7 protein-coding genes are annotated in these 11,976 nt (G+C 72.0%); 1 reads left to right on the plus strand and 6 read right to left on the minus strand.

What is annotated here, in order from left to right; all coding sequences use genetic code 11:
- Positions 1–91: 91 nt before the first annotated feature.
- Together DMB42_RS03255 and gltB are read right to left on the minus strand one after the other, a co-directional pair.
- Entirely contained in the window at positions 92–1,570 is a 1,479-nt protein-coding gene (locus tag DMB42_RS03255; protein WP_125630369.1) for a glutamate synthase subunit beta, read from the minus strand.
- 14 nt (positions 1,571–1,584) lie between these two features.
- Positions 1,585–6,090, minus strand: coding sequence for a glutamate synthase large subunit (gene gltB / locus DMB42_RS03260; protein ID WP_125630371.1), 4,506 nt, complete (start codon positions 6,088–6,090; stop codon positions 1,585–1,587).
- Between the two features lie 324 nt (positions 6,091–6,414).
- Between gltB and DMB42_RS03265 the strand changes: the two genes are divergently transcribed.
- Positions 6,415–7,953 (plus strand): bis-aminopropyl spermidine synthase family protein, encoded by a 1,539-nt coding sequence (locus DMB42_RS03265; protein WP_260477451.1) that lies wholly within the window; start codon positions 6,415–6,417, stop codon positions 7,951–7,953.
- A 26-nt stretch (positions 7,954–7,979) separates the two neighbouring features.
- On the opposite strand, the gene DMB42_RS03270 is transcribed toward DMB42_RS03265, so the two are convergent.
- From DMB42_RS03270 to lgt, 4 genes are read right to left on the minus strand one after another with little or no spacing between them, the layout of a single operon-like run.
- Complete coding sequence (locus DMB42_RS03270; RefSeq protein WP_125630373.1) at positions 7,980–8,573, minus strand: hypothetical protein; 594 nt, start codon at positions 8,571–8,573, stop codon at positions 7,980–7,982.
- Positions 8,570–10,243: a hypothetical protein gene (locus tag DMB42_RS03275; RefSeq protein ID WP_125630375.1), complete on the minus strand. Its 1,674-nt coding sequence runs from the start codon at positions 10,241–10,243 to the stop codon at positions 8,570–8,572. Before DMB42_RS03275 ends, DMB42_RS03270 begins: the two co-directional genes overlap by 4 nt.
- Positions 10,240–10,944, minus strand: a complete 705-nt coding sequence (locus DMB42_RS03280) for a VIT1/CCC1 transporter family protein (protein WP_125630377.1) — start codon at positions 10,942–10,944, stop codon at positions 10,240–10,242. The genes DMB42_RS03275 and DMB42_RS03280 overlap by 4 nt, the downstream gene beginning before the upstream one ends.
- Positions 10,941–11,969, minus strand: coding sequence for a prolipoprotein diacylglyceryl transferase (gene lgt, locus DMB42_RS03285; protein ID WP_125630379.1), 1,029 nt, complete (start codon positions 11,967–11,969; stop codon positions 10,941–10,943). The genes DMB42_RS03280 and lgt overlap by 4 nt, the downstream gene beginning before the upstream one ends.
- Between the last annotated feature and the right edge of the window lie 7 nt (positions 11,970–11,976).

The following is an 11,976-nucleotide window of genomic DNA, read 5'->3' on the forward strand; positions in this document are numbered from 1 at the left end:
CAAGAGTTGCACACTCTGCAAGCCTTGCAGACTGTGCAAAAGACGAGGGGCCCCGGAACCGCGCGGTTCCGGGGCCCTCCTGAGGCGTACGTCAGACCAGCGGACGCGCCGTCGGCAGGATCGGGTACGGCAGCGCCGTCTCCCCGCTCAGGTACCGATCGACGCCCGAGGCCGCCGAACGGCCCTCGGCGATGGCCCAGACGATGAGCGACTGCCCGCGGCCCATGTCACCGGCCACGAACACGCCCTCCACCCTCGACATGTACGTCTTGTCCCGCGCGACGTTGCCGCGGGCGTCGTAGAAGCCCTCTCCGGCGACCTCGGCGAGGTCCTGGAGCAGGGCGCCCTTCTCCGGCCCGACGAAGCCCATGGACAGCGTGACCAGCTCGGCCGGGATCTCCCGCTCGGTGCCGGGGACCGGCTTGAAGCCGTTCTGCGGCCCCTCGACCTCGACCAGGCGCAGCGCCCTGACGTTGCCCTCGGCGTCGCCGACGAACTCGGTGGTGGAGACCGCGTACACGCGCTCCCCGTCGCCGTCGGCCAGCTCCTCGTGCGCGCTCTCCATCTTGAACAGGATGGGGAACGTCGGCCACGGCTGGCTGCCGGGCCGCGAGGCGGGCGGCTGCGGCATGATCTCCAGCTGGGTCACCGACGCGGCGCCCTGCCTGATCGCGGTGCCGATGCAGTCGGCGCCGGTGTCACCGCCGCCGATCACCACGACGTGCTTGCCCTCGGCCGAGATCGGCGAGACCGCGTAGTCGCCCTCCTGGACCTTGTTGGCCGGCGGCAGATACTCCATCGCCTGGTGGACGCCCTTGAGCTCGCGCCCGGTCACCGGCAGGTCGCGCCACTGGGTCGCGCCGCCCGACAGCACCACCGCGTCGAACTGCTCGCGCAGCTCGGCGGCGGTGACGTCCACGCCGACGTGCACGCCGGTGCGGAACCTGGTGCCCTCGGCCCGCATCTGCTCCAGGCGCCGCTCGATGTGGCGCTTCTCCATCTTGAACTCGGGGATGCCGTAGCGCAGCAGGCCGCCGGCGCGGTCGTCGCGCTCGAACACCACCACGTCGTGCCCGGCCCTGGTGAGCTGCTGGGCGGCGGCCAGGCCCGCGGGGCCCGAGCCGACGACGGCCACCTTCTTGCCGGTACGGACCCGCGGCGGCTGCGGGATCACCCAGCCCTCGGCGAACGCGCGGTCGATGATCTCGACCTCGACCCGCTTGATCGCCACCGGGTCGGCGTTGATGCCGAGCACGCACGCCGCCTCACAGGGAGCCGGGCAGAGCCTGCCGGTGAACTCCGGGAAGTTGTTCGTGGCGTGCAGCCGCTCGGCCGCCTCGCGCCAGTCGGTGCGGTAGACCAGGTCGTTCCACTCGGGGATGAGGTTCCCGAGCGGGCAGCCGTTGTGGCAGAACGGGATGCCGCAGTCCATGCAGCGCGACGCCTGCCGGGTCAGCCGCTCCTGCGGGAAGTCCTGGTAGACCTCCCGCCAGTCGCCGATGCGGACGTCCACGGGGCGGCGCGCCGGCAGCTCCCGCTCGTGCGTGAGAAAACCCTTGGGGTCAGCCATCGAGTACGCCTCCCTTAACCCTGCACCGCGGCCGCCATGACGGCCTCGTCGATGTCCCTGCCTTCGGCGCGGGCGGCCTCGGCGGCCTCCAGCACCCTCTTGTAGTCGGTCGGCATGATCTTGCCGAACCGGGCGAGCGCGGCGTCCCAGTCGGCCAGCAGCTGCTTGGCCACCGGGGACGCGGTCTCGGCGAAGTGCTTCTCGACCGTCTCCTTGAGGAACTCGCCGTCCTGCTCGGTCAGCGCCTCGATGGCGACCATCTCCCGGTTGACCCGTTCGGGCCGCAGGTCGAGCAGGTAGGCGACGCCGCCGGACATGCCGGCCGCGAAGTTGCGCCCGGTCGGGCCGAGCACGACCACCCGGCCGCCGGTCATGTACTCGCCGCCGTGGTCGCCCACGCCCTCGACGACCGCCGTGGCGCCGGAGTTGCGGACGCAGAAGCGCTCGCCGACCACGCCGCGGATGAACACCTCGCCGGAGGTGGCGCCGTACAGGGCGACGTTGCCGGCGATGATGTGGCCGTCGAGCGGGGCCTCCTCGTGCGGCCGGAGGGTGATCCGCCCGCCCGACAGGCCCTTGCCGAGGTAGTCGTTGGCGTCGCCGGTCAGGCGCAGCGTGATCCCGCGGGGCATGAACGCGCCGAAGGAGTTGCCCGCCGAGCCGGTGAAGCCGATGTCGATGGTGTTGTCGGGCAGGCCCGCGCCGCCGTGGCGCCTGGTGACCTGGTAGCCCAGCATCGTGCCGACCGTACGGTTGACGTTGCGGATGGGCAGTTCCAGCGTGACCGGGGTGCCGTCGGTGAGCGCGCCCTCGGGGAGCTGGATCAGGGTGTTGTCCAGCGCGTGCGCCAGGCCGTGGTCCTGCTCGACGGTACGCCGCAGCGGCGTGCCCTCGGGCAGGTCGGGCTGGTGCAGGATCGGCGACAGGTCGAGGCCGCCGGCCTTCCAGTGGTGCTCGGCGGCCGTCGTGTCGAGCATCTCGACGTGCCCGATCGCCTCGTCGAGCGAGCGGAAGCCCAGCTCGGCCAGGTATTCGCGGATCTCCTCGGCGATGAACTCGAAGAAGTTGACCACGAACTCGGGCTTGCCGCTGAAACGCCTGCGCAGTTCGGGGTTCTGCGTGGCCACGCCCACCGGGCAGGTGTCGAGGTGGCAGACCCGCATCATCACGCAGCCGGAGACGACCAGCGGCGCGGTGGCGAAGCCGTACTCCTCGGCGCCCAGCAGGGCGGCGATGACGACGTCGCGGCCGGTCTTGAGCTGGCCGTCGACCTGCACGACGATGCGGTCGCGCAGGTTGTTCAGCAGCAGCGTCTGCTGGGTCTCGGCCAGGCCGAGCTCCCAGGGCGCGCCCGCGTGCTTGAGGCTGGTGAGCGGCGAGGCGCCGGTGCCGCCGTCGTGGCCGGAGATGAGCACGACGTCGGCGTGCGCCTTGGACACGCCGGCCGCGACCGTCCCGACGCCGACCTCGGCCACCAGCTTCACGTGGACCCTGGCCTCCGGGTTGGAGTTCTTCAGGTCGTGGATGAGCTGGGCGAGGTCCTCGATCGAGTAGATGTCGTGGTGCGGCGGCGGCGAGATGAGGCCGACGCCGGGCGTGGAGTGGCGGGTCTTGGCGATCCACGGGTAGACCTTGTGGCCGGGCAGCTGGCCGCCCTCGCCGGGCTTGGCGCCCTGGGCCATCTTGATCTGCAGGTCGGCCGCGTTGACCAGGTACTCGCTGGTGACGCCGAACCGGCCGGAGGCGACCTGCTTGATCGCCGACCTGCGGGTGGCGTCGTAGAGGCGCTCGGGGTCCTCGCCGCCCTCGCCGGTGTTGGACTTGCCGCCCAGCCGGTTCATCGCGATGGCGAGCGTCTCGTGCGCCTCCATCGAGATCGAGCCGTACGACATCGCGCCCGTCGAGAAACGCTTGACGATGCTCTCCACGGGCTCGACCTCGTCGAGCGGGATCGACTGCCCCTTGCGCAGCTTGAACAGGCCGCGCAGGGTCATCAGCCGCTCGGCCTGGGAGTCCACGAGGTTCGTGTACTCCTTGAAGATCTCGTAACGGCGGGTGCGGGTGGCGTGCTGCAGCTTGAAGACGGTCTCGGGGTTGAACAGGTGGGGCTCGCCCTCGCGCCGCCACTGGTACTCGCCGCCGACCTGGAGCCTGCGGTGGGCGTTCTCCGCCCTCGGGTAGGCGTGGCGGTGGCGCTGGGCGGTCTCCTCGGCCAGTACGTCGAAGCCGACTCCGCCCAGGCGGGAGGTCGTGCCGGTGAAGCAGGCGTCGACGACCTCCTGGCTGAGGCCGAGCGCCTCGAAGATCTGCGCGCCGGTGTAGGAGGCCACCGTGGACACGCCCATCTTGGACATGACCTTGATGACGCCCTTGCCGTACGCCTTGATCAGGTTGCGTACGGCCTTGTGCTTGTCGATCGGGAGCACCCCGGTGTCGACCAGGTCCTCGACGGTCTCGATCGCCAGGTACGGGTTGACCGCGCCGGCGCCGTAGCCGATGAGCAGCGCCATGTGGTGGCACTCGCGGGCCTCGCCGGTCTCGATGACCAGACCGATCTTGGTCCGGGTCTTCTCCTGGATCAGGTGGTGGTGCACCGCGCCCGTGAGCAGCAGCGCCGGGATCGGGGCGAGCGCGTCGGAGGAGCCGCGGTCGGACAGCACGATGATGCGCGCGCCGTTCGCGATGGCCTTGGACGCCTCGGCCCTGATCTCCTCCAGCGCGCTCAGCAGCGCCTGGCCGCCGCCGCCGACCTCGTACAGGCCGCTGATGACGTGGGGGTTGAAGCCCGGCAGGTCGTGCTCGTCGTTGATGTGGATGATCTTGGCGAGCTCGTCGTTGTCGATCACCGGGTACGGCAGCACGAGCTGGCGGCAGGAGGTCGGGCCCGGGTCGAGCAGGTTGCCCTCGGGGCCGAGCACGCTGGCCAGCGAGGTGACCAGTTCCTCCCGGATCGCGTCCAGCGGCGGGTTGGTGACCTGCGCGAACAGCTGCGTGAAGTAGTCGAACAGCAGGCGCGGCTTCTCGCTCAGCACCGCGACCGGCGTGTCGGTGCCCATCGAGCCGATCGGCTCGGCACCGGACCTGGCCATCGGCGACAGGATGATCCGCAGCTCCTCCTCGGTGTAACCGAAGGTCTGCTGCCGCTTGACCAGCGCCTCGTGCGTGGGGATCTCCCGCTGCCGCGCCGGCAGTTCCTCGAACCTGACCAGCCCGGCGTGCAGCCACTCCTCGTACGGGAGCGCGGCGGCCAGCTCGGCCTTGATCTCGTCGTCCTCGATGATCTTGCCGCGGGCGGTGTCGATGAGGAACATGCGACCCGGCTGGAGGCGGCCCTTGCGGACGACGTCCTCGGGCTTGAAGTCGAGCACGCCGGCCTCGGAGGCCAGCACGACCAGGCCGTCGGCGGTCACCCAGAACCGCCCGGGACGCAGGCCGTTGCGGTCGAGCACGGCGCCGGCGAGGGTCCCGTCGGTGAACGTGATCGACGCGGGGCCGTCCCAGGCCTCCATCATCGAGGAGTGGAACTCGTAGAAGGCCCGGCGCGCGGGATCCATCTCGGTGTGGTTCTCCCACGCCTCGGGGATCATCATCAGCACCGCGTGCGGCAGGCTCCGGCCGCCGATGTGCAGCAGTTCCAGGGCCTCGTCGAAGCTGGCGGTGTCGCTGCCGTCGGGGTCGCAGATCGGGAAGAGCCGCGAGATGTCGCCCGGGATGTGGGCGGAGGACAACATCGCCTCGCGGGCCCGCATCCAGTTGCGGTTGCCCTTGACCGTGTTGATCTCGCCGTTGTGCGCGATGTACCGGTAGGGGTGGGCCAGCGGCCAGCTCGGGAACGTGTTGGTGGAGAAACGCGAGTGCACCAGCGCGATCGCGCTCTCGTACCGCTCGTCGCTCAGGTCGGGGAAGAACGGCTCGACCTGGTCGGGTGTGAGCATCCCCTTGTAGACCACCGTACGGGCCGACAGCGAGGGGAAGTAGACGCCGGCCTCGTGCTCGGCGCGCTTGCGCAGGCAGAAGGCCAGCCGGTCGAGGTCGAGGCCGTGCTCGCCGCCGGGGCCCGCCACGAAGAGCTGGGCGAAGTGCGGCATGACGGCGCGGGCGCTCGGGCCCGGCAGGGCGCGGTCGACGGGGACGTCCCGCCAGCCCAGCACCGTGAGGCCCTCCTCGGCCGCGATCTCCTCGATCATGGCGGTGGCGATGCCCCTGGCCTGCTCGTCGGCAGGCAGGAAGGCCATGCCGGCCGCGTACGCGCCGGCCTCGGGAAGCGCGAACGGCACGCTCGCGCGGTAGAACCCATCGGGGATCTGCGTCAGGATCCCGGCTCCGTCGCCGGTGTCCGGCTCGCTACCCTTGGCTCCCCGGTGGTCGAGATTGCACAACGCCGTCAGCGCCTTGACCACGATCGAGTGCCCCCGGCGCCCGGCGACGTCCGCGACCATGGCGACACCGCAGGCATCATGCTCGTTGGCGGGGTGGTAGAGGCCCTGAGGCTCGGGGAATCCGAGGTGGGCAGCAGGCATTGAATCCCTCCCGTCGTCTTCGTCTGTCAGAACTGGCTTACAGGCGGGGACGACGTTGGCCCTGCTGCATATCGTGGGTAGAGATTACCGCACCCTGCCGGAATGGTGCCCAGCACGTCCGCATTGCGAACATTCGGGACAATTCCAGCATCCGAACTCACCATCCCAAACCCCGGACCGGGCCTCCCGAATTCCCAGGTCAGGCCCCTGACGTCCCATGGCTCCCGGAGGCCCCTGGCGTACCGCCGGCGCCCCCTCGCACACCGCCGGCGGCCGCTCCCGAGGGCGGGCGGAGGCGGGCCGGGCCCTCGATAGGGTTGCTCCATGGATCGTGACGGGGTGGAGCGCCTGCTCGCCGAGGCGGGGGTCGACGGCAGGCGGCTGCGGCACGCCCTCACACTCCTGTGCGACGGCCAGTGGTGGTCCCTGGCCGGCCTGGTCAGGGAGACCGCCACGTCGAGGCGTACGGTCGAGGCCCTGCTGCGCGAGCTGCGCCTGGAGCGCTCCGGCGACACCTTCCGCGTGGCCCCGGGCGACACGCCCGCCTACCAGGACCTGCTGGCCATGGCGCCGCCTCCCGCGGACCCGGTGGCCCACCTGCTCCCCCACTACCCCCACGTGCTCGAACGCCTGACCGAGCTGGTCGCGGGCGCCCCCAAGGCCCGTCACACGCTCGACCACGTCTCGGCCACGCCGGAGACGGCGCTGCGGCGGGCGCTGCTGCTCGGGGCACGTTTCTGGCTGCCAGGGGCGAAGCTGTTGTGCGTCGGCGACCACGACCTGACCTCGCTGGCCGTCAAACTGGTCCATCCTGAGACGGACGTGACCGTGGTCGACGTCGACGAGCGCATCCTGGCCTACATCGACGAGCAGGGGCTCGGGGTCCGCACCCGCTGGGCCGACCTGCGGCTGGGCCTGCCGGGCTCGGCCAGGGAGCACGACCTGGCCTTCACCGACCCGCCGTACACGCCGGAGGGCATCGGGCTGTTCACCGCGCGGGCGCTGGAGGGGCTGAAGGACGACGGGCGAGTCCTGGTGGCCTATGGCGCGAGCGAGCGTACGCCGATGCTGGCCTTCAAGGTCCAGCAGGCGTTCTCGGAGCTCAACCTCTCCTACGAGGCGATTTACCCAGATTTCAACAGATATTTCGGTGCGGAGGCGATCGGGTCGGCGGCCGACCTCTACCTGCTGCGTCCCACGAGCAAGACCCGCCCGGCGGTGAACGCCCGGCTGGGCCGGCAGGCCACGGCCATCTACACGCAGGGCCCCCAGTCGGTCGAGTCCGCCCCGGCGGCGTTCCCCGCGCCCGATCTGGCCGGATTCGAGGCTGATCTGCTGGTCGGCGACTGGCCCAAGGAGCTTCCCCAGCCTCGGGTGCGCCTCTCGACGTGGCTCGCCAAGCCGTACGCGGCGGTCGCCGAGCGGGTGGCCGTCGCGCTGCCGCCGGGGCTGGAGGCCGCGCTCCCCCGCGTGCTGCTCGCCACCCGCGCCGCCCGGGTGCGGGTGTGGGGCGACAACCTGCCGCTGCCCGAGTCGCTGTCCGTCGTCTACGAGTCGCGCCGCTCCGGCGGGGCGCTCGACGCCGTACGCCGCCCGCAGCCCGCGGGCGCGGCCGACGCGGTCCTGCGCAGGATCCTGGACAACGGCCACGCCAAGCTGGCCAACACCTGGCGGGAGGCCCTCATCGCGGCGGCCCGCGACCAGGGCACGTCCCTCACCAAGAACGAGGCCCGCACCCTCATCCGCCAGAGCGCCCCCTGGTCCGACGACCTGACCCCGCTCGAAGCCCCCCTGCACCGCCTGGCGGAGCTCCCCGCGGCCGTCTCCGCCACCGTCACCGCGCTCACCACCACAACCCCCTGACGACCCGGGGGGTTTCGCGGCCGGGGTCAGGTGGCGGCGAGGATGCGGTTCTGGACGACGCGGCCGAGGCCGTCGAGTGCCACCAGGGCCGTGACCAGGTCGTCGGCGGAGGCCGTGCCGCCCACCCAGCTCACCGTCACGTAGTGCCCCATGGCACGGGCCTGGGCACGGCTGCGGGCGGCGTCGAACGCGGCGTCCTGGCGGACGAAACCGTCCTTGCCCAGGGCGTTCACCAGGGCGTCGGCCGCCCGCCCGTCGGGCAGGTTGAAGATGGCGAACTGCCCGGCCAGCCCGTTGCCCGCGTACGCGGCCCCCAGCGCCTGGGTGCAGCCGCTCGCCGGGGCGCCCCACAGGATCTCGTCGCAGTCGGCGTGCTCCTGGGTGGAGGTTCGCCGCAGCGAGCCGAGGTTCGCGGTCGCCGCCGTGAAGACCTCCTGCGCGGTCAGCGGGGCGGCGTCGGCCTGCCGGGAGTCGACGGCCGCGTAGAAGGCCGAGGTGGGCTCCCCGTGGAAGGCCGCCGGACGCGGCTCCCCCGGACGCAACCACAACCACCCCGCCACGGCGACCGCCAGAACCCCGACGGCCGCGCCCGCGGCCACGACGACCCGCCGGGACGTCACGAAGCCGGGCCCGTGATCGCGACGACGCGACGGTAGACGGACTTCTCCGCGCCGCGCATGGCCAGTGTCAGGGAGACGAAGTCGTCCTTGGCGGTCGGGTCGAGGCCGTCGGTCTTGCCGAGCCAGACGAGGCCGACGTAGTGGCCGAGCGCGTAGCCGCCGCCCTCGGAGTAGCCGCCCGCGCGGAAGGTCGCCTTGGACGCGGTCAGCGGGCGGGCCCAGCCGCCGCGGTAATGGGTCTTCAAGGATTCCACCAGGTCGCCGGCGGACTGGCCGTCCTTGAGGTTGAGCAGCGTGTACTGGCCGACGTACCGGCCGTCGGAGCTGGCGTACAGGCCGCGGGCCGCCTGGGTGCACTCGGCGTCGGACGCCTTCTCCAGCAGGGTGGTCCCCCACAGAGCGGCCGAGCAGTCGGCGTCGAGGCGCTTGGCCACGAGCTTGAGCTTGAGCTTCTTGGAGACGACCAGCTCGCTCTGACCGAACACCTCCTTCTCGGTGAGCTCCCGGCTGTCCTTGGCCCGGTCGGCCAGGGACGCGAACAGCTTGGGCGCGCTCCACCCCTGGTAGACCATCGGCAGCGCGGCGTCGGGACCGAGGACGGCGGCGTTGGCCTGCCGTTCGGGGGCGTAGTCGCCGAGCGAGCCGACGACCGCCACCAGCCCTGTCGCGCCCGCGACGACGCCGATGACCGTGGCGATGATGACGATCAGCCGCTGCCGCTCCGGACGCAGGCCCATCTCGGTGAGCAGCGGGAACTGCCAGTCGGAGCGCGGGGTGCGACGCCGCTTGCGCGACCCGGAGGCGACCGCGAACTCCTCGGAACCCGACGCTCCGGAAGCACCCGACGCACCGGACGCCTCCCAGGAACCGGATTCGGTGTGCGTCCCGGACGCCGCGAAGGCATCGGACTGGTCGCCGCCGTCCGCGGCGGCCCGGCCGCGCCGCCCCGCCCGGGCCGCCTCGGCCAGGTCGTCGGTGCTCGCGGCCCAGACGGCGTCGTCGTTGTCGGACGCACGCCTCCCCCCGCGTGCCCCCTCCCCGCCGTCGTGGGAACGCCTCCCCCGGGACGCCTCGGCACCCTCCTGGGAACGCCTCCCCCTCTGGGAACGCCTTCCGCGCGGCGCGTCGGAGTGCTCGGCGGGCATGGCTCCGAGCGGGCCGTCCAGGAACCGTTCCGCCTCGGCGGCGTCCACACGGCCGGTGGACGGGCGGGCGGGCGGCCAGGGCGCCTCACGCCCCTCGGACCGTGCCGCCCACTGCGCATCCGACCCCTGCGCCTCAGGCCGGGCGGCCCACTGCGCGCCGGACCCCTGGAACGCGGGACCGGCGGCCCACTGCGTGTCGGAACCCTGCGGGGCCGGACGGGCGGCCCACTGTGTGTCGGAACCTTGTGGGGTGGGGTGGGCGGGCCATTGTGTGTCCGAGCCCTGCGGGGCCGGCGGGTGGGGGGGCCAGCCCGGGTCGGCGGGTTGTTGGGGGCGGGCCGCGCGGCGGGCGGCCCAAAGGTCCTCGCCGCCGGCCGCCTGCTGTTCAGGAGGCGCGGCCTCGGCCTGGCGGGGCGCGGAACGGCGGCGGGTCCTCCCGGACCTCGCGCCGCCGGAGCCGCCCGTGCCGCTGCCGCCCGTGCCGCCGGTCCCGCCGGAGCCGCCTGATCGTCGTCCCGATCTCACAGCCCCGACGCCCCGATCATGTTGCCCAGCCCGTACGTGATCCCCGCCGCCACCGTGCCCACCACGAGCTGACGCAACCCCGAGTACCACCAGCTGCGCGCCGTCACGGCGGACACCAGCGCGCCCGCCCCGAACAACGCCACGCAGGACACCACGGCCGACACCGTAAGACCCTCTACTCCGAACAAATACGGCAGAAGCGGCAGAACCGCCCCCACACTGAACGACAGGAACGACGAGACCGCCGCCAGCCTGGGCGACGGCAGCGCACCGGGAACGACACCCAGCTCGTTCTGGGTGTGGACCTCAAGGGCCTGCTCCGGATCGCGGGAGAGCTGCCCGGCCACCGCGGCGGCCAGATCGGGCTCCACCCCCTTGTCCACGAACGACTGGGCCAGCTCGGCCAGCTCGTCCTCCGGGTTGCGAGCCAGCTCACGCTTCTCGACGGCGATCTCGGCCTGGGCCAGCTCGCGCTGGCTGGCCACGGAGACGTACTCGCCGCCCGCCATGGACAGGGCTCCGGCCGCCAGCCCGGCCACGCCGCTGAGGGCGACGACCCTGGTGCTGGCGGTGCCGCCCGCGACGCCGGCGATGAGCGCGAAGTTCGACACCAGGCCGTCCATCGCGCCGAACACCGAGGGCCGCAACCAGCCCCCGCTGACGTCGCGATGCCGGTGGTGGACCTCCGCGCCGCCGGTCATCGCGGGTTCTTCTCCTTGGATTCGTCGTCCACGTCAGCGACCACGTCGGCCGCCGGCGTGTCCGGGTCGTCCCCGGCCGTCTCCGTGCGCTCGGCCGCGGCCTCGGCAGGCGTGCCGGACTGGACGTCGGCCGGCGCGTCGGACGAGCCGGGGTCGGCCTGGCCGCTCTCGTGCGCCGGGTCGGCGGCCAACCCGATCGGCAGGACGATCTCCTCGGTGTCCTTGTTCCTGGTCAGCCAGAGGTAGACCAGGGCGCCGACGAACAGCACGAGGGCCGTCCACTGGTTGAGCCGCAGGCTGAGGAAGGTCACCGCGTGGTCGACCCCGCCGACCGGGTCGATGCGCAACCCCTCGATCCAGAAGCGGCCGAGGGTGTAGCCCGCGACGTAGAGGGCGAACAGCCGCCCGTGCCGCAGCGCGAACCGCTTGCCCGCCAGGATGAGCAGGAAGCCGAGGGCGACGTCCCACAGCGACTCGTACAGGAAGGTCGGGTGGTACAGGACGCCGGGCTCGCCGCCGTGGTCGACGTCGATCTCCAGACCCCACGGCAGCGTGGTCGGGCCGCCGTAGAGCTCCTGGTTGAACCAGTTGCCCCAGCGGCCGATGGCCTGGGCGAAGGCGATGCCCGGCGCGACCGTGTCGGCGACGGCGCTCATGGAGATGCCGCGCTTTCGCACGGCCCACCACACGCCGACGCCGCCGAGCGCGATCGCGCCCCAGATGCCGAGCCCGCCCTCCCAGATGAACAGGGCCTGGTACGGCTCCTTGATCGCACGGCTGCCGAAGTAGGTCTGCCAGTCGGTGATGACGTGGTAGAGCCGTCCGCCGATCAGGCCGAAGATCACCGCGGGGACGGCGATGTCGATGATCGTCCCCTTCTGGCCGCCGCGGGCGACCCAGCGCCGCTCGCTCAGCCAGACGGCGACGACGACGCCGAGCACGATGCACAGTGCATAGGCCCGGATCGGGATGATTCCGAGATACCAGACCCCCTGAGAAGGGCTGGGAATCGAGGCTAGGGGCATGTCAGGT

The organism is Nonomuraea sp. WAC 01424 (genome assembly GCF_003947315.1).
GTDB lineage: Bacteria > Actinomycetota > Actinomycetes > Streptosporangiales > Streptosporangiaceae > Nonomuraea > Nonomuraea spiralis.

What these genes read in the sequence shown, in the direction of transcription:
- DMB42_RS03255 (WP_125630369.1), bottom strand. Translation starts at nt 1,570, where the DNA reads ATGGCTGACCCCAAGGGTTTTCTCACGCACGAGCGGGAGCTGCCGGCG.
- DMB42_RS03280 (WP_125630377.1), bottom strand. Translation starts at nt 10,944, where the DNA reads ATGACCGGCGGCGCGGAGGTCCACCACCGGCATCGCGACGTCAGCGGG.
- gltB (WP_125630371.1), bottom strand. Translation starts at nt 6,090, where the DNA reads ATGCCTGCTGCCCACCTCGGATTCCCCGAGCCTCAGGGCCTCTACCAC.
- lgt (WP_125630379.1), bottom strand. Translation starts at nt 11,969, where the DNA reads ATGCCCCTAGCCTCGATTCCCAGCCCTTCTCAGGGGGTCTGGTATCTC.
- DMB42_RS03265 (WP_260477451.1), top strand. Translation starts at nt 6,415, where the DNA reads ATGGATCGTGACGGGGTGGAGCGCCTGCTCGCCGAGGCGGGGGTCGAC.